Origin of the sequence: Halomonas sp. TG39a, from assembly GCF_000744395.1 — a bacterium.
Classification (GTDB): domain Bacteria; phylum Pseudomonadota; class Gammaproteobacteria; order Pseudomonadales; family Halomonadaceae; genus Vreelandella; species Vreelandella ventosae_B.
The window spans coordinates 2,743,433-2,763,485 of record NZ_JQLV01000001.1 but is presented as its reverse complement, the minus strand read 5'-3'; the positions used below and the strand labels follow the sequence as shown (position 1 = coordinate 2,763,485).

At 54.9% G+C, this 20,053-nt stretch carries 13 protein-coding genes; 4 read left to right on the top strand and 9 right to left on the bottom strand.

Features of this window, described 5'->3' with window-relative positions; all coding sequences use genetic code 11:
- Nucleotides 1–6 precede the first annotated feature (6 nt).
- Complete coding sequence (codB, locus tag U738_RS12330; protein ID WP_035580877.1) at nucleotides 7–1,272, bottom strand: cytosine permease; 1,266 nt, start codon at nucleotides 1,270–1,272, stop codon at nucleotides 7–9.
- Nucleotides 1,273–1,338: 66 nt separating this feature from the next.
- Nucleotides 1,339–1,962 carry a TetR family transcriptional regulator gene (locus U738_RS12325; RefSeq protein WP_035580874.1) on the bottom strand — a complete coding sequence of 208 codons (624 nt, stop codon included), beginning with the start codon at nucleotides 1,960–1,962 and terminating at the stop codon, nucleotides 1,339–1,341.
- Between the two features lie 180 nt (nucleotides 1,963–2,142).
- Between U738_RS12325 and U738_RS12320 the strand changes: the two genes are divergently transcribed.
- The gene (locus U738_RS12320; RefSeq protein WP_050713050.1) at nucleotides 2,143–3,237 is read left to right on the top strand and encodes an efflux RND transporter periplasmic adaptor subunit; all 1,095 of its coding nucleotides are present in this window, start codon (nucleotides 2,143–2,145) and stop codon (nucleotides 3,235–3,237) included.
- A 1-nt stretch (nucleotide 3,238) separates the two neighbouring features.
- Nucleotides 3,239–6,286 (top strand): efflux RND transporter permease subunit, encoded by a 3,048-nt coding sequence (locus U738_RS12315; RefSeq protein ID WP_035580870.1) that lies wholly within the window; start codon nucleotides 3,239–3,241, stop codon nucleotides 6,284–6,286.
- Between the two features lie 619 nt (nucleotides 6,287–6,905).
- Here U738_RS12315 and U738_RS12310 read toward each other — a convergent pair.
- A complete protein-coding gene (locus tag U738_RS12310; protein WP_035580866.1) occupies nucleotides 6,906–8,207 on the bottom strand; it encodes an IS1380 family transposase in 1,302 nt (433 codons plus the stop codon).
- Between the two features lie 500 nt (nucleotides 8,208–8,707).
- On the bottom strand, nucleotides 8,708–10,009 hold the full coding sequence (locus tag U738_RS12305; protein ID WP_035580866.1) for an IS1380 family transposase: 1,302 nt from the start codon (nucleotides 10,007–10,009) through the stop codon (nucleotides 8,708–8,710).
- 123 nt (nucleotides 10,010–10,132) lie between these two features.
- On the opposite strand from U738_RS12305, the gene U738_RS12300 reads away from it, so the two are divergent.
- Entirely contained in the window at nucleotides 10,133–11,665 is a 1,533-nt protein-coding gene (locus U738_RS12300) for a methyl-accepting chemotaxis protein (protein ID WP_081899094.1), read from the top strand.
- A gap of 319 nt (nucleotides 11,666–11,984) precedes the next feature.
- Nucleotides 11,985–13,667 (top strand): methyl-accepting chemotaxis protein, encoded by a 1,683-nt coding sequence (locus U738_RS12295; protein ID WP_035580863.1) that lies wholly within the window; start codon nucleotides 11,985–11,987, stop codon nucleotides 13,665–13,667.
- Between the two features lie 73 nt (nucleotides 13,668–13,740).
- Here the strand turns inward: U738_RS12295 and U738_RS12290 are convergent, their stop codons facing one another.
- The 5 genes from U738_RS12290 to U738_RS12270 form a co-directional block, all read right to left on the bottom strand.
- Nucleotides 13,741–14,622 (bottom strand): ABC transporter substrate-binding protein, encoded by an 882-nt coding sequence (locus tag U738_RS12290; protein ID WP_035580860.1) that lies wholly within the window; start codon nucleotides 14,620–14,622, stop codon nucleotides 13,741–13,743.
- A gap of 164 nt (nucleotides 14,623–14,786) precedes the next feature.
- A complete protein-coding gene (preA, locus tag U738_RS12285) occupies nucleotides 14,787–16,121 on the bottom strand; it encodes an NAD-dependent dihydropyrimidine dehydrogenase subunit PreA (protein WP_035580859.1) in 1,335 nt (444 codons plus the stop codon).
- Nucleotides 16,118–17,497, bottom strand: coding sequence for an NAD(P)-dependent oxidoreductase (locus tag U738_RS12280; RefSeq protein ID WP_035580856.1), 1,380 nt, complete (start codon nucleotides 17,495–17,497; stop codon nucleotides 16,118–16,120). The genes preA and U738_RS12280 overlap by 4 nt, the downstream gene beginning before the upstream one ends.
- Before the next feature lie 48 nt (nucleotides 17,498–17,545).
- Nucleotides 17,546–18,985 (bottom strand): dihydropyrimidinase, encoded by a 1,440-nt coding sequence (gene hydA / locus U738_RS12275; RefSeq protein ID WP_035580853.1) that lies wholly within the window; start codon nucleotides 18,983–18,985, stop codon nucleotides 17,546–17,548.
- Nucleotides 18,986–19,019: 34 nt separating this feature from the next.
- A complete protein-coding gene (locus U738_RS12270) occupies nucleotides 19,020–19,886 on the bottom strand; it encodes a nitrilase-related carbon-nitrogen hydrolase (protein ID WP_035580851.1) in 867 nt (288 codons plus the stop codon).
- Between the last annotated feature and the right edge of the window lie 167 nt (nucleotides 19,887–20,053).

Genomic DNA, 20,053 nt, shown 5'->3' with positions numbered 1-20,053 from the left:
GCTCACTTATTGTTTGGCAGTTGATGGGAGGCTATCACCCAGCGTAGCGTGCTTTAGGCGCAGCAGCACGGCGTAGCTGCCCGCGGCCACCGCCACGCCCACCAGCGGGGGCAATAACGGTGAAAAATAGGCGGCTCCGGCGCCCAGCGCATAGGCAGCTAAGCCTCGGCGGTTGAAGTCTGGTAGCTGGGCGGTCGCTAGCGCGGGATAACGGCCTTTATGCTTAAGCCAAAAGTCTGCCATGATCACCCCGCCCATGGGGGGTATAAAGGTGCCCAGCAGCACCAGAAAGGGAATCAGTAAGTTATACATGCCACCGACCGCCAGTACGGTACCTATCGCCGCACCACCTACCGTGACTAAACGGCGTTTTTCGGTACGTAGCAAATTGCAGCCCGCCACGGCGAAGTTGTAAATGGTGTTGTCCTGGGTGGTCCAGATGTTTAGAAACAGCATCAGCACGGCGATGGTGACAAAGCCCTGTGCGATCAATACATCAACAATATCCGCCTGCTGGTAGATCATGGTGCCCAGGGCACCGGTAAGCACCATTAAGCCGTTACCCACAAAGAAGGCCGCCATCGTGGCGATCACAGCAATTTTGGGTGACTGGGCGAAGCGACTCCAGTTAGTCGCTTGGGTGCCGCCGCTGATAAAGGTGCCGATAATGACGGTAATCGCCGCTGCCACGCTCATGCTCTCCGTGGGCGTTTGCTGGCTCAACCCCGCAAAGCCGCGCGCATCCACCAGCCCGGTGAAAAGGCTGATCAGGATAAACAGCATCATGGCGGGGACGGCAAAGCGTGAAAGCCAGTCCATTCCCTTGTAGCCGATCATGGCGGTGATGCAGAAACCAAAGCCAAACAGCACCATTAAGGGGATTTCCAGCCATTCAGGCATCCCGGTGGTGCGTACCAATACCAGGGCGATAGTCGCCGTGCCCCAGGCGTACCAGCCGATTTGGGTAAAGCCGAGAATAAAATCGGAGAGCTTGCTGCCTTTTTCGCCGAAGCAAAAGCGCCCCATCAGCACTGAATTGAGTCCGCTTTTACAAGCGATATAAGCAAGTGCTGCCGCGTAAGCCCCCAGTAGCAGGTTGCCAATCAGTATGATCCACAGCAGTTGGCCAATCGAGAAGGCCTGACCCAGCGTGCCGCCCGCCCACATGGTGGCGGTGAAAAACGTAAACCCAAGCAGTACTGCCGAGGTAGAAAGCAGGCCCTTGCGGGCGCTGGTAGGGACTTCACTTAAGGGATAGTCAGAGTGGTGCATGGCAAGCTCCAGGTAATATTCTCCTGTTGATATAAGCAACCCGCGTGCCAAGTCATACTCAACGTTTCACAGCGTGTTTTCCACCAATAAACCACGCATTAACGTTTCCACGATGCCGCTACTCTCATCCGCAAGAGAATGCTGCTGAGGATCCTGCAGCCAGTCGAAACAGACGCCAATCAAAAAGCCGTGAAATTGGCGTCGAGCGCTGGCCGGGGTAAGGTCGGCGCGTAGATTGCCTTCTTGTTGGGCCTGTTCAAACAATTGCTCTACTCGTGCCTCGGCGTTCTCAGAGAGTCGAGTGATCATGCAAATCCGTGGGTGCTCCTCTTCCAGTTTCTCGCAGCGGTGCAGCACGATGGTGGCTGCCCTCTGCAGTGGCAGGTCGTGGGAAATGGCTGCCAGCGAGCGTAGAGCAATCTCGCGTAAGCAGTCTGCCGGTGCTGAGCCTAGGCGTTCCACCACCTCATCGACAATTTCATCCAGAGGGACACGCACGCGTTCCAAGAGTGCATCGAACAATGCAGCTTTGTCTTCAAAGTGCCAATAAATGGCCCCACGTGTCACGCCTGCTGCCTGGGCGATGTGCGCCAAGGTGGTACGCGAAACGCCTTGGGCTAAAAAGGTGGTCTCTGCCGCGTCCAGAATGATTTCTCGGGTACGTTCGGCGTCGGCCTTACGACGGGACATAGCGGCTCCTATTATTAAAATAAGCGGTATTTTGGCAGTGATGGATAGCAAAGTCGCCAGTTGGTGATTATTATACACTTCACTGACATTCATGAATGTCAGTGAAGTGACTATATTATTCAACTCGTGTTCTGAATGCAGGTTTAAAAATCCTCACTGACCGCCATCAAGGAGCCTCTCGTGGCCGTTACTCTTCTACGTTCATTGCCCGTCATACTGGCCCTGCTCGTGCTAACGGGCTGCGAGCAACCCCAGGCGCAGTCAACTGATGCAACTCGGCCAGTAAAGTTGATCACCTTGCAGTCAGCCAATGCCGCCGCCTTGCGGCAGTTTCCGGCGCGGGTGGAAGCCTCTACGCGCAGCAATTTGTCATTTCGTATGGCCGGGGAGCTGCTAGAGCTCAATGTGAGTCCTGGCCAGCGAGTGAGCGAAGGCGAAGTGATCGCACGCATTGATGATCGCAATGTCCAGAGCGAGCTCGATAGCGCTCGCTCGCGCTTGGAGCTAGCTGAGGCAACGCTGGAACGCATGCGCTATACCCTGCAACGCGGGGCGGTGAGTCAATCCCAGTTTGATGAGTCGGAGAGTGAGTGGCGGGCCGCCCGGGCCACTTTTGAGCAGGCCCAAGAACAGGTAGAGCATACCCAACTGCGCGCCCCTTACGATGGCGTGATTGCCCAAGTCCCGGTGGATAACCGCCAGATTGTTCAGGTGCAGGAAACGGTTGCGGTGATCCAGCAGCCAGGGCAGCTAGACGTGGTATTTCATCTTCCCGAGCAGATCGTGCAGCGCATGCCACGCAGCAATGGAGCGCCCTTCGGGGATGCGTTGGCGTTCGAAGTGCGCTTTGGTAATAGCGACAAGCCTTACCTCGCCCAGTTGTCTTCCTACACCACCCAGGCAAGTGCGCAGAGCTTGGCTTACGAAGTCACGCTCACGCTGCCCCAGCCGGACGATATCACTCTGCTAGATGGCATGAGCGCCAATGTACGCTTGGATTTAAGCGCGCTGCAAACCGATCAAGCTGTCCCGCTATGGCGCCTTCCTCCGGACGCCGTAAGCTATTCGGGTGACAACCCCGAACAGGCCCAAGTCTGGCGCTTTATTGAACCCCAAAGCGTAGAGGCGGTGCCGGTTGAGGTAGGCACCTTAACCTCTCAGGGGCTTGAAGTTACGGGTAATTTATCAGCGGGGAACCGTATTGTGGCGGCGGGTGCTCACCGTTTAACCGCGGACACCAAGGTGACGCCGTGGGAAAAAGAGCAGGGGCTTTAATATGGTCGACTACTTCTTACGCCACCGCGCCGCCAGCTATTTAATGACCGTGGTGCTGCTAGCGGGCGGCGCGCTATCGTTTTTAGGCATGGGCCAGCTGGAGTTCCCCGAATTTACCATTCGCAATGCCATTATCACTACACAGTACCCCGGCGCAACGCCTGAAGAAGTCGAGCAGGAAGTCACCTCGACGCTGGAAGAGTCGATCCAGGCGATGTCATCAATCAAGCGTATTAGTTCGGTAAGCTCTGATGGCCTCTCGCAGATTACCGTCGAACTTGAAAGCACGGTACAAAACGAAGAATTGCAGCAACTGTGGGATTCGCTGCGCCGTAAAGTGCAGGATGCCCAGGCCTCGCTACCACCAGGGGCGAGTCAATCCCGCGTTAACGACGACTTTGGCGATGTATTTGGCTTTATGGTCAACCTGACCGGCGATGGTTATAGCATGCCGGATCTGGCTGACCACGCTGACTTTCTCAAGCGCGAACTTGCCCTGGTTAATGGGGTCGCGAAGGTATCGCTGAGCGGGGAGCACGAAGAGCGCATCTATATCGAAGTTGATCGCGAACGCCTGCGTGCGCTCAATATTCCGCTTTCTCGCCTACAGCAACTGCTTGAGACTCAAAATGCAGTGGCGGACTCAGGGCACCTTAAACAGGATGGCCGTCGTTTTCGCATCACGCCCACGGGCAGTGCAGCGAATATTGAAGATCTGCGCGCCCTGATTGTCAGCGAGGGCGATGGCGAGTTGGTACGGCTGAGCGATATTGCCGATGTGAGCCGTGAGCTGGCGGAGCAGCCCCAGCAGCTTTACCGCGATATGGGTCGACCGGCGATCTCGCTGGGTGTCTCTTTTGAAAGTGGTGTAAATGTGGTCGAGGTGGGCGAACGGCTAGAGCAGCGTTTGGATGAACTGCAAAACCGCACACCACTGGGCATGGAGCTAAACGTCGTTTACAACCAACCCCAGGTGGTCGATGACGCGGTATCCGGTTTCCTGGTCAGCTTGATCCAGGCGGTGGCCATCGTCATCGTGGTGCTGATGCTGTTTATGGGATGGCGCAGTGGGCTGTTAATGGGCTTTATCCTACTGATCACCATTATCGGCACCTTTATGTTGATGCGCTTTCACGGGTTACAGCTGGAAAAGATCTCGCTGGGGGCGCTGATTATCGCCCTCGGGATGCTGGTGGATAACGCCATTGTGGTCACCGAAGGTATGCTGGTGGGGTTAAAGCGCGGCAGCACTATTCGTGATTCGGCACACCAAGTGATTCGCCAAAACGCCTGGCCCTTGCTGGCGGCCACGCTAATCGCGATTGCCGCCTTTGCGCCCATCGGTTTATCGCCCGACACCACCGGTGAGTTCATCGGCTCGCTATTTTTCGTGCTGCTCTACTCTCTGCTGCTGAGCTGGATTACGGCGCTGACGTTAACACCCTTCTACTTCAAGCTGTTTTTCCGCAACGTTGCCCCCGGCGATGGTCAGGAGGATCCCTACAAAGGCGTGGTTTACCGTTTCGTAGGCCGCGTCATTATCGCCGGTATTCGTTGGCGCTGGCTAACCTTGGCGCTGATGGTAGCGGTGTTGGCGGGTGCGGTGGTCGGCTTTGGTTCGGTTAAAAATGCCTTTTTCCCGGCCTCGAATACACCGATCTTTTTTGTCGATTACCGCACACCGGAAGGTAGCGATATTCTCGAAACCCAGCGCCGCGTTAGCGAGTTGGAAGAGAGCGTGATGGAGATGCCGGGGGTTCGCCACCTGACCACCACCGTGGGCGGCGGGGCACAGCGCTTTACCCTCACCTATTCGCCGGAAGACCGCTACGCAAGCTATGCGCAGTTGATAGTCGAAACTGATGATAAAGCGACCCAGCATGACCGCATGGCCGACGTTGAGAAAGTGCTTGAGCGCGACCATAGCGATATTGACTATAAAATCGCTCCGTTGGAAGTGGGCCCCGCACCGAAAGCCAAACTAGAGGCACGCTTCTACGGCAGCGACCCGGTGGTGCTACGCCAGTTGGGCGACCAGGTGGAGGCCATGTTCCGCGATACGCCGAATATGACCAGCGTGCGCACCAGTTGGCGTAACCGCGTGCAGGCGATTGAGCCTGTCTTTCTTGAGGATACCGCGCGTAGGCTGGGTGTCTCCCGTGAAGACCTGGCCAGCACCCTTGCGCTGAGTACCAGTGGCAGTCAGGTGGGTGTTTACCGCGACGGCAGCGATCTGATTCCGATAGTGGCGCGGGCAATTCCTGAGCAGCGCCACGATGTGGATAACCTTGGCTCACTTAACGTATGGAGCGCAGAGCAAAGCCGCTACATTACCGCCGATCAAGTCATCAGCGATATCACCACACAGGTGGCGGATCCGCTGATTATGCGCCGCAATCGCGAACGCATGCTGGCGGTATACGGCGAGCCTGATCCGTTAAGCGGGGTGACCGCCGCCAGCGTATTGGCCGAGATTCGCCCAAGGGTGGAAGCGTTAGATCTGCCCTCGGGTTATCGGCTGGAATGGGGCGGTGAGTACGAGACCGCTGGTGAAGCGCAAAGTGGGCTGTTTGCTTCGCTGCCGCTGGGGATAGTGATGATGTTTATTCTCACTGTGGTGCTGTTCAATAACTTCCGTCAGCCGCTGGCTATTTGGTCGCTGGTGCCATTAACCATTATTGGCGTAGTCGGCGCGTTGTTGCTCACCGGTATGCCTTTCTCGTTTATGGCGTTGCTGGGCACACTTAGCTTGATCGGCATGGTGATCAAAAATGCTATCGTGCTGGTGGAAGAGATCAACGTGCAATTGCCGCTGCATCAGGATCGCTACCATGCGGTAGTGCGGGCAGCGGTCAGCAGAGTGAGACCGGTGTCGATGGCCGCGTTGACCACCATGCTGGGAATGATTCCGCTGATTGGCGACGCCTTCTTCGCCAGCATGGCGGTAGCGCTGATTGGTGGTTTGGGTGTGGCCACGCTGTTAACCCTGGTCGTGTTGCCGGTGGTCTACTGCGTGCTTTATCGGATTCGCGTACACCCCGATAAATAATCCTGAGAAGATTCTCTGCATCTTAGCCGTGGGCTTGATCAAGCCACGGCTAAGATATTCTTTTTACCGATATATTTTGCATGATCTCGTTGCTATATCTGCCGATGTTCAATGCTTCCGCCATTTACTCCCGCTCGCAAATAGTTTCTATTCTCATTAGTGAAAATAATTCTCAAATTAGACTAAAGTATATGTCTTTCAGGCCGATAGCAGTATCTCTTAAAAAATAATGGTCGATTTAAGTTAATCTAAAGCCGCTGGAAGTGCTCTAGCTAGATTATATAAATTGCCAAAAGCTAATGGATCTGGCCTGGAGGCATTCCGCACATGAATCGTTTACTTAGTAATCTATCAGTCAAATTGGGTCTAACCCTTGTTTTAGCCATATTTGCATTATTAATAATAATTATTGCGTTTCTCGGTCATCGAGGCGGAGAAGAAGGAAGCTCATCCCTTAGCCTGGATTTCTCATAGTACCTCAGCCAGTACCGCACTCAGGCTGTAACACCGCTAAACACCTACTGGCTCGACTTACATCGGCTACTTTTTAACCACTTTCCGTCCTTCAGACACACTTCCCCCTTTCCCCCATTGCGTCGGGCCGGGGGCGCCCGAGCAGTCAGTTCGGCACCAACCGCCTGACCAGATCGGATAGCGCCGTTTTATAGGGGTAGCTGTCACTCATCAACACCCGGATGCGGCGCGTATTGCGGAGGATGACCGCGCCTACTTTGATGAGCTTGAGCCTCAGGTTGCTTGGACTCATGCGCGCGAAGGGCGTGTGCTTCAGGTAAGTCCGTAACCGCTCGAACAGCGTATAAGCGAAGCCCGACAAGATCAGCCGCCACTGATTGGCCCACCAGTGCGTGCTGGAGGTCCGGTCAGCAAACAGGCTCAGTTGTTGATCCTTGATCCGGTTCTCCATGTCACCCCGGGCACAGTACTGCTCGTAGTAAAGCTTGAAGCCGTCATCGTAACGAGAGCTGATGATAAACCGGGGATTAGAGCCTAACTCACCTTCTTCTAGGCGGGCCACCACCCAGCGTGGGTATTTCCAGGAGCGGGCTTGATACTGGAAGCGGAACGTCCCCGCTACTTTCCCTCCCACCTGCCATTGGGTCTTGCGCACCAGCATCATGGGGACGTCCACTTCCTTGAGCAGCCGGCTGTTCTTTGCGATTCCCACGATGTAGTCGACGTGATGCCGATCACACCAGTTCAGCATCCGGGGACGACAAAAGTGGCTATCACCTCGTAACACGATGCGCGTATCGGGCCAGTATTGACGGATAAAGCGTACCAGTAAGGCGAGGATCGCCCAGCTATGGCGGCTGTCGCTGCGGTCACTGGTGCGCAGATAGCTCACCAGTAAGTGGCGCCCACAGAAGACATACAGTGGGAAGTAGCAGTGGTGATCGTAATAACGGTTAAAGAACTTGCCGGGTTGCTCGCCATGCACGGGGATGTCGGTGCCATCAAAGTCCAGCACGATCTCCTTGGGTGGTTCGTCATGCTGTTCAATGAAGTGATGCCACAGCAACTCATGGGCCTTCACTATTGCTTGCCGATCGGCGTTCTGCTCCACCCGGCACAGCGTCGACTTGCCTGCCAGCGTATCCTCTTCATCGAGCGCTGTCTGAAGGGCCTGATCATAGCGCAGGGCCTCATGGTCGTTGAAATCTTCATAGCCAGCGGCGACACCGAACACCCGCTGACGAACCAACGTGTCGAGCTTATGACGAACCTGTTCCGGTGCGCGGGGATCATGAAGCACGGCGGCCAAGCGGCGTGTTAGGCGATGCTGTTTATCGACTTCACGAAGCAGGAGTAATCCGGCGTCCGACGTAATGTGGCCCCCGGAGAAGTCGGCTTCAATTTGGCGGCGAGAGAGTGGCGAGAAGGTCAGCTTTTCAGGTACCATTTTGGAAGCGGCTGTTGGTGTTGGTTTTTGGTGTAAGGCCCTGAAACGTTAACACTTTCAGCCGCTTTCTTTTATACCCTGTGAGAAATCCGGGTTAGGGACATTTATTTTGTCCTTAAATGGTTTTAAATGGCTTTAAACCTTATGATAGAGCGGTTTTCGGCAAATGCCGCTTCTGGACGTAAGGGTTATTAATGACACGGGAAGGCGTAGGAGATTGTCACAGCCAGCAGCTGGAAGCAGTGACCGTAAGTCTCGGGAAGCGGTACCGCAAGCTAATAGCATGGGCGCACGAGGAGAATTTACTTGATGTTCTCCAGGTCATTTATCACGCCCTAGCCTGGATTTCTCATAGTACCTCAGCCAGTACCGCACTCAGGCTGTAACACCGCTAAACACCTACTGGCTCGACTTACATCGGCTACTTTTTAACCACTTTCCGTCCTTCAGACACACTTCCCCCTTTCCCCCATTGCGTCGGGCCGGGGGCGCCCGAGCAGTCAGTTCGGCACCAACCGCCTGACCAGATCGGATAGCGCCGTTTTATAGGGGTAGCTGTCACTCATCAACACCCGGATGCGGCGCGTATTGCGGAGGATGACCGCGCCTACTTTGATGAGCTTGAGCCTCAGGTTGCTTGGACTCATGCGCGCGAAGGGCGTGTGCTTCAGGTAAGTCCGTAACCGCTCGAACAGCGTATAAGCGAAGCCCGACAAGATCAGCCGCCACTGATTGGCCCACCAGTGCGTGCTGGAGGTCCGGTCAGCAAACAGGCTCAGTTGTTGATCCTTGATCCGGTTCTCCATGTCACCCCGGGCACAGTACTGCTCGTAGTAAAGCTTGAAGCCGTCATCGTAACGAGAGCTGATGATAAACCGGGGATTAGAGCCTAACTCACCTTCTTCTAGGCGGGCCACCACCCAGCGTGGGTATTTCCAGGAGCGGGCTTGATACTGGAAGCGGAACGTCCCCGCTACTTTCCCTCCCACCTGCCATTGGGTCTTGCGCACCAGCATCATGGGGACGTCCACTTCCTTGAGCAGCCGGCTGTTCTTTGCGATTCCCACGATGTAGTCGACGTGATGCCGATCACACCAGTTCAGCATCCGGGGACGACAAAAGTGGCTATCACCTCGTAACACGATGCGCGTATCGGGCCAGTATTGACGGATAAAGCGTACCAGTAAGGCGAGGATCGCCCAGCTATGGCGGCTGTCGCTGCGGTCACTGGTGCGCAGATAGCTCACCAGTAAGTGGCGCCCACAGAAGACATACAGTGGGAAGTAGCAGTGGTGATCGTAATAACGGTTAAAGAACTTGCCGGGTTGCTCGCCATGCACGGGGATGTCGGTGCCATCAAAGTCCAGCACGATCTCCTTGGGTGGTTCGTCATGCTGTTCAATGAAGTGATGCCACAGCAACTCATGGGCCTTCACTATTGCTTGCCGATCGGCGTTCTGCTCCACCCGGCACAGCGTCGACTTGCCTGCCAGCGTATCCTCTTCATCGAGCGCTGTCTGAAGGGCCTGATCATAGCGCAGGGCCTCATGGTCGTTGAAATCTTCATAGCCAGCGGCGACACCGAACACCCGCTGACGAACCAACGTGTCGAGCTTATGACGAACCTGTTCCGGTGCGCGGGGATCATGAAGCACGGCGGCCAAGCGGCGTGTTAGGCGATGCTGTTTATCGACTTCACGAAGCAGGAGTAATCCGGCGTCCGACGTAATGTGGCCCCCGGAGAAGTCGGCTTCAATTTGGCGGCGAGAGAGTGGCGAGAAGGTCAGCTTTTCAGGTACCATTTTGGAAGCGGCTGTTGGTGTTGGTTTTTGGTGTAAGGCCCTGAAACGTTAACACTTTCAGCCGCTTTCTTTTATACCCTGTGAGAAATCCGGGTTAGAGAGGTCGACCGTGCAGCAGACCAAATGCGGTCAGTTAGCCGAGGGCAGCTATCAATTGCGAACGCTCAACTTTTTTACTTGAATAGCTATGTCGCGGCTTATGAAGGTGATACTCGCGCAGCGCGTGATTACCTGACTGAAGCACAGAGCATGCAACAGGATGCTCAGGAGTACTTTTCGAGATTTGAGTCAATCGCTATTCAGACGCCCTTTGTAGAAACTTTAATAGCCAATTTCCAGAGCTTGACGGAACAGGGGTTGAGGCCCCAAGAAGTGGCGTTGGCAGCAGGTGATGAAGCACAGTTTCGCAACGCCAGAGAGACTGCCAGTGATTTAAATCAGCAGTTTATCGATGCGAGCATTGCCTATAACGATTACATGGCTGAACAAAATAAATTAATGGTTGCCGATTATGAAAACGATATGCAATTGATTGCCTATATTGATATCGCCGTACTCATAATTGCAGCATTAATGGTGCTGTTTGTGCGCATCGCTATGGTGGGGTCGATTGTAAAACCACTGAACGAGGCGGTAGGGCACTTCGAACGTATCGCCCAAAATGATCTTTCCGGCAAGGTCAACGCGCGGGGCCGGAATGAAATTGGCAAACTGTTTAGTGCCATGCAACATATGCAGGGCAATTTAGTTAAAACGGTTTCGGAAGTACGTAATAGTAGCGGCTCGATTCATATCGGCGCGCGTGAAATTGCCAGTGGCAATGCCGATCTATCGTCGCGTACCGAGCAGCAGGCCTCGTCGTTGCAGGAGACAGCCGCCAGCATGGAGCAGTTAACCGCGACCGTTAAACAAAACGCCGATAATGCCCGTCAGGCCAGTCAGCTGGCGAACGACGCCTCAAGCACCGCAAGTAACGGTGGCGAAGTGGTTGAGAAAGTTATTACCACCATGCACGGTATTACTGATAGTTCGCAAAAAGTGGCGGATATTATTACCGTTATCGACTCTATCGCCTTCCAAACCAATATCCTGGCGCTTAACGCCTCCGTGGAAGCTGCGCGGGCAGGCGAACAGGGTCGTGGTTTTGCCGTGGTGGCGAGTGAAGTGCGTAACCTGGCAAGCCGCAGTGCCGATGCCGCCAAAGAGATCAAAGCACTGATTGAGGCGTCATCAACCCAGGTGAAAGAGGGCTCGGTATTAGTCGAAAGCGCCGGTGTGACAATGCGAGATGTGGTCTCCTCGGTGCGCCGCGTGACCGATATTATGGATGAAATCTCAGCAGCGTCCCAAGAGCAGAGTTCGGGGATTGAGCAGGTCAACCAAGCGGTTGCCCAGATGGACGAGGTCACCCAGCAGAACGCGGCCCTGGTTCAAGAAGCTTCTTCGGCGGCGAGCTCACTTGAAGATCAGGCAGCGCGACTTGAAAGCGTTGTGTCGGCCTTCCGTTTAGCCGAAGGGGAGAGTCATACGCAGCATGCTCCACTAACCTCGCCGCGTTTATCCTCACAACACTCTTCACAACAGCCTGCGCTTATGCGGCCAGCACTGAGTAGCCAAAAAACGAATAGCGCTGACCAGGATTGGGAAGCTTTTTAAGCCCCAGGCTTTATTTAGCTTTCAATAGCTCAACGGCCGTTCTGCGCAAGAAAAACTGCCAGTCATAAAGATTCGCGCGGGAGAGATATCTCCCGCGCGAATCTTTATAAGTGCTTAATTTATTTAGACAGTAGTCCGCTGGCAAAAAAGTCAATTGTTAAAAAGTATGAACTCTATGTTGTAGGTTAGGTAGGGGTTGTAATATCAGCCAACCCAAAAGGCCGCTGACTCTTACTGGTTAAATAGGTTTAGGTCGGTCTCCTTTATTACCTTAAAGCAAGCCGAGGCATTGACGCATCGGTATCGAGGCTACTTATCTATGAATCGACTACTTAGTAATATCTCAGTGAAAATGAGTTTGACGCTCATACTCGCTATTTTCTCAATAATAATATTAATAATTGCTTTTCTCAGTCACCAATCGGGGAAACAGGGGGGAGAGTCCCTTGACGAACTAGATAATGTCGCCATGCATCAAATGCTGCCTCTCAACCGTACACAACGATCAGTTTCCTATACGCAGCTATTTTATTTGAATAGTTTAGACGCAGAACATGAAGGTAATACTGGCGTAGCGAGTGATTACCTCACTCAAGCGGTAACTTTTCAAACGGCTGCCCAAGAATTCTTTGCAACTTTTGAATCATACGATCCTCATGCAACTCAGCCAGAGCTGGCTGACGCGGTGATCACTGCCTTTAATAACCTTATGCAGCAAGGTCTAATCCCTCAAGGCGAAGCATTACAGGCAGGCAATGAGGCTCGCTTTCGCACTGCACAAGAACTAACCAGTGATTTGAATCAGCAGTTTATGGAGGCGAGTATAGCCTTTAATGAGTACTTGGTTGAGCGCGGCGACCAATTGATTACCAGTTATGAAAGTGAAATGCAGCTCTTTGGTTACATTGAGTTGGCAGCCCTTATTATCGCTGCATTAATGGTTCTATTTGTGCGCATCGCCATGGTCGGCTCAATTGTAAAACCGTTGAACGAGGCGGTAGCGCACTTTGAACGTATTGCCCAAAATGATCTTTCAGGGAAGGTCAGTGATCGTGGACGTAATGAGATTGGTAAGCTGTTTATCGCCATGCAGCATATGCAGAGCGGCTTGGCCAAAACGGTTTCTGAAGTGCGTGATAGCAGCGGATCGATTCATATCGGCGCGCGTGAAATTGCCAGTGGCAACGCAGATCTGTCGTCGCGTACCGAGCAGCAGGCTGCCTCGCTGCAAGAAACCGCCGCGAGCATGGAGCAGTTAACCGCTACCGTTAAACAGAATGCCGATAATGCCCGTCAGGCTAGCCAGTTAGCTAATGATGCATCGAGCACGGCCAGTAACGGCGGTGAAGTGGTTGAGCGAGTGATTTCCACTATGCATGGCATTTCAGGAAGCTCGCAGAAAGTCGCTGATATTATCAGTGTTATTGACTCTATCGCCTTTCAAACCAATATTCTGGCACTCAATGCCTCGGTGGAAGCGGCGCGGGCGGGTGAGCAGGGGCGTGGCTTTGCGGTAGTGGCCAGCGAAGTGCGTAATCTTGCGAGCCGGAGTGCGGATGCCGCCAAAGAGATCAAAGCACTGATTGAGGCGTCATCAACCCAGGTGAAAGAGGGCTCGGCATTAGTCGAAAGCGCCGGTGCAACGATGCGAGAAGTGGTCTCTTCGGTACGCCGCGTGACCGATATTATGGATGAAATTTCTGCGGCGTCTCAGGAGCAGAGCTCGGGCATTGAGCAGGTCAATCAAGCGGTCGCCCAGATGGACGAAGTGACCCAGCAGAATGCGGCCCTGGTTCAGGAGGCCTCTTCGGCGGCGAGTTCACTTGAAGATCAGGCTGCGCGGCTTGAAAGCGTTGTCTCTGCCTTCCGTTTAGCGGAAGGGGACGCGGTTGCCCATCCAGCCCCTTTGGCACCGGCCAAGCCGCAACAAGCATTGCTTCGGCCAGCACCCCGGGTAGCGCAGTCGAAAAGCGCTGCGGATAACGAGTGGGAAGAGTTTTAGGTCAACAATTCTTTCTTGTCTGACTGCTCCCCCTCTTTAGCGGCTGTTGTGAGAGGGGGAGTTTCGCGAAGTCTTAGTTATCTGATGAGCTCAGCGCCGCTGATACTTCATCGATTTGCAAGGCTAAGCTTTGCAAACCGCCCCCGGAGAGATACCACAACGCGGGTGTTAGCATGACAACCCGCGCTTTCTCGGCACCCGCTTCTAAAAGCATTTGCGCTAAGGCATCCGCGTCGGCAGGTTCATCGCCAATCGCAGCGCTGCGGTCGATCACCAGCACGATCTCTGGATTAATTTCGGCAACGGCGTCAGCAGAAAGCGGCGTAAAGGTGCGGGTACCGCGGGTTTCTGATGTCACGCTATCAGGCATCTCAAGTGCAGCTACACCCAGCACACCGTGAACCACCGCGTGCTGGTTTAACATCAGGTTGCCGCCATTATGAGTCACTACCAGAGTGCTGGGAGCGTTGCTCAGAGCTTCTCGCTGGGTTTCAATCCTGTTGTGTAGGATTTCAAGGGCTTCTTCTGCTGCAGCTTCTGCGCCAGTCTGACTGGCTAGTTCGCGCACATTAGCGTCAAAAGCGGCAAGGTAATCGTCGCCTTGCAGGCTAGTGTTTAGTAGAGGGGCGATATCGCCGAGTTCGTCTTCCCAGTCGCCCTGGCGGCCGGTGTAGAGAATCAAGCTGGGCTCGCTTTCGCTTAGGGCCTCCATATCCGGCGAGCGAAGGCCGCCGATATCGCTGTATGTTTCTTCTAAGTACTGTTCCAGATAGTCCGGCAAGCTGGATTTGGGCACACCCACCACCTGCTCGCTTAAACCTAATGCATCTAATGTATCCAGGCTGCCTAAATCAAAGGTGGCGATACGCTGGTCGGCGCTCGCGGCGGCGCTGGCCAGAAGTAGCGTTGCAGTGAGGGTTGTGAGAGCGGTTGTGGTGATAGCAGCGTGCTTCATTGGGCTTCCTTTTATGAGAATATATTCTATATGAGATGACTTCTCATATTGCCAAGGAAGTTGCCTTTTGTCGCTATTGGATCATGGAACAGCATGTTGCGCAGGACGCGACCGCCCTCATTGATTGAGGGCGGAGCACTGTGAGTGATTGTTTAAAATGACGCTTAAGAGGCGACACGGAAAGGGTTACGCGGGTCGTTATCCCAGGCTAGGAAGGGTTGGCCAGTCTCTTGAGGCACCATGGTGATGCAGTTTTCCACTGGGCAGGTGATCTGGCACAAGTTGCAACCCACGCACTCCTCTTCAATCACTTCATAGCGGCGCGCGCCGTCCTGCTCGGTGAGTTTGGCAATCGACTGGTGGGAGGTATCCTCGCAGGCGATATAACAGCGGCCGCACTCGATGCACAAATCCTGGTCGATCTTGGCGATGGTCTTGAAGTTGATATCCAGGTGTTTCCAGTCGGTGGTTTGCGGTATCGCCTTGCGGGAAAACGCCTCAATGGAGTCGTAGCCTTTTTCCGCCATCCAACGAGAAAGACCATCTTTCATCTCTTCCACAATGCGGAAGCCGTTGAGCATTGCTGCAGTGCATACCTGCACACTGCCGGAACCGAGTGCGATAAACTCCGCCGCATCCCGCCAGGTGGAGATGCCGCCAATACCGGAAATAGGCAGCGTAGGCGTCGCCGGGTCGCGGGCGATTTCCGCCACCATGTTCATCGCGATGGGTTTGACGGCGCTGCCGCAGTAGCCGCCGTGAGTACTCTGGTGGCCCACCGTGGGTTTGGCAACCATATTATCCAGGTCGATACTGGTGATCGAGTTGATGGTGTTGATCAACGAGACCGCATCGGCGCCACCCCGCAGCGCTGCCTGTGCGCCTACACGGATATCAGTGATATTGGGCGTCAGTTTCACGATAACCGGCTTGGAGTAGTGCTTTTTACACCAGTAGGTGACTTTTTCTATCAGATCAGGGTTTTGGCCCACTGCTGCGCCCATGCCGCGCTCCGGCATGCCGTGGGGGCAGCCCAGGTTGAGTTCGATGCCGTCCGCTCCGGTGGCTTCCACCAGTGGCAGAATGTACGCCCAAGCCTCTTCATTACAGGGCACCATGATGGAGACGATCAGCGCACGGTCGGGCCAATCCTTCTTCACCTGGGTGATCTCTTTCAGATTGATTTCCAGCGAACGGTCGGTAATCAGCTCAATGTTGTTAAAGCCGATCACCTCGCGGTTCTTACCGTAGTGGGCCGAATAGCGCGACGAAACGTTCACCGCAGGTGGCTCTTCGCCAAGAGTTTTCCATACCACGCCGCCCCAGCCAGCTTCATAGGCGCGTATCACGTTGTAGGCTTTATCGGTGGGCGGCGCTGAGGCTAGCCAGAACGGATTGGGCGCTTTGATTCCGGCAAAGTTAACCGACAGATCAACGCCGTTGACGACGCTGTCGCCGCTGTTTTTCTTACCTGGGAAAGAGAGAGGGGTGGTCTTCATGCGGCCTCCTGCTTAGCGGCGAGCGCTTGATGAATGGCGTGGGCCGCCAACTTGCCGTGTTGCACGGCTTGTACGGTGAGATCCTGGCCGGGTTTTACGCAGTCGCCGCCAGCGTAAACATTGGGTAGTGACGTTTGGAACATCTCATCGACGTGAATGCGTTCGCCGTCGCGAGCCAGCTCGGCGGCGGTAGTGTCGCGGAGGCTTTCGCCCTCGAAGCCTTGGCCGATAGCGGTGAAAATGGCGTCGGCGGCGATCTCGAAGGTTTCCCCGGTGGGCGTTAATCGTCCTGCTTGATCGGCGGTCTTGGCAAAGCGCATACCTGCGACACGGCCCTGATTATCCAGCAGAATCTCGTCGGGCTGCGCCCAAGTGATCATACGCACGCCGTTGGCTTTGGCGATCTCCTGCTCGTGGTCGGTGGCCGACATCGCCTCAACGCCACGGCGATAGACCAGCGTTACCTCGCTCGACCCCAAGCGCGCCATTTGGGTGGCCATATCAATGGCGGTATTGCCCGCGCCAATCACAATGCAGCGCTTAGCCACGGCGAGGTTGCCCAGGTCATCGGCTTGGCGCAGGGTTTTGATGTAGTCCACTGCGGGCATAAGACCTGGCGCATCGTCACCCGTTAGCCCCAACGCGCGGCTGGCACCCAGGCCCAAACCGAGGAATACGCTGTCGTACTGCGTGTGCAGGGTAGCGAGTTCAAGGTTGTCGCCAAGGCGCTGCCCGTACTGGATGTCGATACCGCCAATCTCCAGTAGAAATTCCACCTCTTTATGGGCGAAATCATCGGTCATCTTGTAGCGGGCAATGCCGTACTCATTGAGCCCTCCAGGCTTTTGCTCCGCTTCAAAAATGGTCACCTGGTGGCCGAACATCGCCAACCGATGCGCGCAGGAGAGCCCCGCTGGCCCAGCGCCGACGACGGCTATATGGCGGCCAGTGCTGGCAGCGCGCTTAAAGGGGTGGCTATCGAACTGCATATTGTCGGTGGCGTGACGCTGTAACAGTCCGATTAGCACTGGTTGGCACTCGGCGTCGTGATTACGTACGCAGCTGCGCTCGCAAAGAATTTCGGTGGGGCACACCCGGGCACAGCTACCGCCGAGGATATTGGCTTCCAGAATGGTTTCTGCCGCACCGTTGATATTGTTGTCGCTGATTTGGCGAATAAAGCTCGGAATATCGATATCCGAGGGGCAGGCCTCCACGCAGGGCGCGTCATAGCAGTAAAGGCAGCGCTGGCTTTCGATAATTGCCTGGCGCGAGGTTAATGGCGGGTGAAGATCGCTAAAGTTGCTTTCCAGCGTGTGCGGGTCGTAAGTGCCGACCTCTTTTGCGCTGGGTAGGTGGTTCAGTTGGCTAGTCACGGTAGAGACTCCGCTATTTTTATAGAAACAACAGTTATTAAGCGCCAGTTATCGTTTGACGGCGACGGGGGCATTAAGCTCGGCACGCTTGGCCAGCAGCTCGAACACGCCGGGGTAGGCGGGGCGTTCTAAATAGCGGCCTGCACCGCGCTCGGCGCGTAGGTCTCCGTCACGCCATACCCACTTGCCCTTGCTGATGGTGTGGCGAGCGATACCGCGCACGGTTTTACCCTCGAAGATATTGAAATCGACGTTTTGATGATGGGTTTTGGCAGAAATCGTCCGGGTGCCGTTGGGATCCCAGACCACAATATCGGCATCAGAACCGACCTGAATCGCACCCTTGCGTGGGTAGAGATTAAAAATCTTGGCGGTATTGGTAGATGTAATGGCAACAAATTCCTGGGCCGAGAGCTTGCCGGTATTGACGCCTTCGTCCCAGATGACGGCTAGGCGGTCTTCTACCCCTGCGGTGCCGTTGGGGATCTTGGTAAAGTCATCTTTACCGGCGGCTTTTTGCTCCTCACAAAAGCAGCAGTGGTCGGTGGCGGTGGTCTGCAAGTTGCCGGACTGCAGGCCCTGCCACAGCGCTTCCTGATGGCCTTTGGGGCGAAAGGGGGGGCTCATTACGTGGGCCGCTGCCGTTGCCCAGTCAGGGTGTTGATAGACACTGTCGTCAATCACCAAATGCCCAGCCAAGCACTCGCCAAACACCGGGTGGCCCTGCTGGCGGGCGTAGGCGATCTCATCCACTGCGTCTTTGGTGGAAACATGCACCAGATACACCGGCGCGCCTAGGGTCGTGGCAATGCGAATGGCACGGCTGGCCGCTTCGCCTTCCACCTGGGGCGGACGGGAGAGCGGGTGTGCTTCCGGTCCGGTAATGCCTTGGGCGAGCAGTTTCTGCTGCATGTGGTAGACCAGTTCGCCGTTTTCCGCGTGTACCGTGGGCACCGCGCCCAGCTCCAGGCAGCGCGAAAAGCTCTCCACCAGAATGTCATCGGTGGCCATGATGGCGCCTTTGTAGGCCATAAAGTGCTTAAAGCTGTTAACGCCGTGGTCGCGTACCAGGGTGCCCATCTCCTCTTTAACGCTTTCGTCCCACCAGGTAATGGCCACGTGGAAGGCGAAGTCAGTGGCGGCTTTTTCCGCCCAGCCCTGCCAGGTTTCAAATGCTTCCAGCAACGACTGGCCGGGGCTGGGGATCACGAAGTCGATAATCGTGGTAGTGCCACCCGCCATGGCGGCGGCAGTGCCGGTGTAGAAATCTTCGCTGGCTACTGCGCCCATAAAGGGCATCTGCATATGAGTATGCGGGTCGATGCCGCCGGGCATTACCAGCTGGTCGCTGGCATCGACGATCTCGCAATCAGTGGGGACATCTAAGTCGGTGCCAATAGCGTGAATTTTACCGTCGATACACAGCACGTCAGCGCGATAGGTATCTGCGTGGGTTACCACCGTGCCGCCCTTGATCAATAGGCTCATGGTTCGCTCCTGTTAGCTTGTTTCGTCAACGGAATTATTCGCCGTCTGTCAGGCGGGTGTAGGTTTCCGGACGACGGTCGCGGAAGAACTGCCAGTTGTTGCGTACCTCGCGGACCATATCCAAGTCGATCTCGTGGACCAGTAGCTCGTCTTCGGTCTCGCTGGCCTGGGCTTCGATTTTTCCGCGGGGGTTAACGATGTAACTGGAGCCGTAGAAATCGCCGATATTCCACGGTGCCTCGGTGCCCACGCGGTTGATGGCAGCGATAAAACAGCCGTTGGCGGCGGCCGAGGCGGGCTGTTCAAGTTCCCATAAATATTGGGAAAGCCCTGCCACGGTGGCGGAGGGGTTGAAAATCACCTCGGCACCGTTAAGCGCCAGTGCCCGCCAGCCTTCAGGAAAGTGGCGGTCGTAGCAGATATACACGCCGATTTTGCCGTAGGCGGTATCGAATACCGGCCAGTTGGATTGCCCCGGTTTAAAGAAGAATTTTTCCCAAAAACCGGCCACTTGCGGGATATGGGTTTTATGGTATTTGCCCAGGTAGCTGCCGTCAGCGTCGAACACCGCTGCGGTGTTGTAATAAACACCGGTTTCGGTCTCTTCATACACCGGCACGATAATCACCATGCGATGCTCAGCGGCGAGTTTTTGCATCATCTGACAGGTAGGACCTTCCGGCACCCGCTCCGCGGCGGCGTACCATTTGCCGTCCTGGCTGGGGCAAAAGTAGGGTTGGTTAAACACTTCCTGGAAACACAGTACCTGTACGCCTTGATCAGCTGCTTGCTGAATCATCGGCAGATGCGCTTCGTTCATCGCATCGCGGATGGCTTCGGGTTCCAAATCGGTGCTGGTTTTCAGACCCATTTGAATCAAGCCTATTTTCATCTTCTGCATGAGACACTCCCTCTGATGTTTGATTCTGATTGTTGATTTAAAGCGTGTTCAGGCGTTGAGAATTAATATTATAAAGCTGACTAATCTGACAGCTTTTGTTGAAAGTATCGCTGGCTTGATGGTTTTAGCAAGTCTTAAAATGCGATTTTTACAATCACGTTTAACTC

Bases quoted from the DNA above. Each gene is read 5' to 3' on its own strand.
- codB (WP_035580877.1), bottom strand. From the start codon at position 1,272: ATGCACCACTCTGACTATCCCTTAAGTGAAGTCCCTACCAGCGCCCGC.
- U738_RS12325 (WP_035580874.1), bottom strand. From the start codon at position 1,962: ATGTCCCGTCGTAAGGCCGACGCCGAACGTACCCGAGAAATCATTCTG.
- U738_RS12315 (WP_035580870.1), top strand. From the start codon at position 3,239: ATGGTCGACTACTTCTTACGCCACCGCGCCGCCAGCTATTTAATGACC.
- U738_RS12310 (WP_035580866.1), bottom strand. From the start codon at position 8,207: ATGGTACCTGAAAAGCTGACCTTCTCGCCACTCTCTCGCCGCCAAATT.
- U738_RS12305 (WP_035580866.1), bottom strand. From the start codon at position 10,009: ATGGTACCTGAAAAGCTGACCTTCTCGCCACTCTCTCGCCGCCAAATT.
- U738_RS12300 (WP_081899094.1), top strand. From the start codon at position 10,133: ATGCGGTCAGTTAGCCGAGGGCAGCTATCAATTGCGAACGCTCAACTT.
- U738_RS12295 (WP_035580863.1), top strand. From the start codon at position 11,985: ATGAATCGACTACTTAGTAATATCTCAGTGAAAATGAGTTTGACGCTC.
- U738_RS12290 (WP_035580860.1), bottom strand. From the start codon at position 14,622: ATGAAGCACGCTGCTATCACCACAACCGCTCTCACAACCCTCACTGCA.
- preA (WP_035580859.1), bottom strand. From the start codon at position 16,121: ATGAAGACCACCCCTCTCTCTTTCCCAGGTAAGAAAAACAGCGGCGAC.
- hydA (WP_035580853.1), bottom strand. From the start codon at position 18,985: ATGAGCCTATTGATCAAGGGCGGCACGGTGGTAACCCACGCAGATACC.
- U738_RS12270 (WP_035580851.1), bottom strand. From the start codon at position 19,886: ATGCAGAAGATGAAAATAGGCTTGATTCAAATGGGTCTGAAAACCAGC.